Source organism: Synechococcus sp. 8F6, from assembly GCF_002252665.1.
Taxonomy (GTDB): domain Bacteria; phylum Cyanobacteriota; class Cyanobacteriia; order PCC-6307; family Cyanobiaceae; genus Cyanobium_A.
Genome location: NZ_NQKZ01000082.1, coordinates 1 through 341, shown reverse-complemented (window position 1 = coordinate 341; position 341 = coordinate 1). Strand labels below are relative to the sequence as shown.

Annotated in this window: 1 protein-coding gene; it reads left to right on the top strand. The window is 68.6% G+C overall.

Translation table 11 applies throughout. The annotated features are described in order from the left end of the window. Positions 1 to 341, top strand: a 341-nt coding sequence (locus tag CJZ78_RS13590) for a helix-turn-helix domain-containing protein (protein WP_143592982.1), incomplete at both ends; no start/stop codon positions are given.

The window sequence follows — 341 nt, the reverse complement described above, 5'->3', positions numbered from 1 at the left end:
CCTCACCACGCTGCAGCGCTGGCGCCGCCAGTTTGCCGGTGAAGGCGGCGGTGTGGACTGCCGCAAAGGCAGTCACCGCAATGTGTCACACCGCCTCAGCGAAGAAGAGCGCCAGCGCATTCTGCTCACCTGCAACGAGCCGGAATTCGCTGCGCTGCCCCCCGGGCAGATCGTGCCGATCCTTGCGGACCGGGGCCTGTTCATTGGCTCAGAGCGCAGCTTCTACCGGGTGTTGCACGCCCATGGCCAGGCGAATCGCCGCGGTCGCGCCCGACCACCACAGGAGCCGAGGCCAGTGCCACGGCTGCGGGCCGCAGGCCCGAATCAGGTGTGGAGCTGGG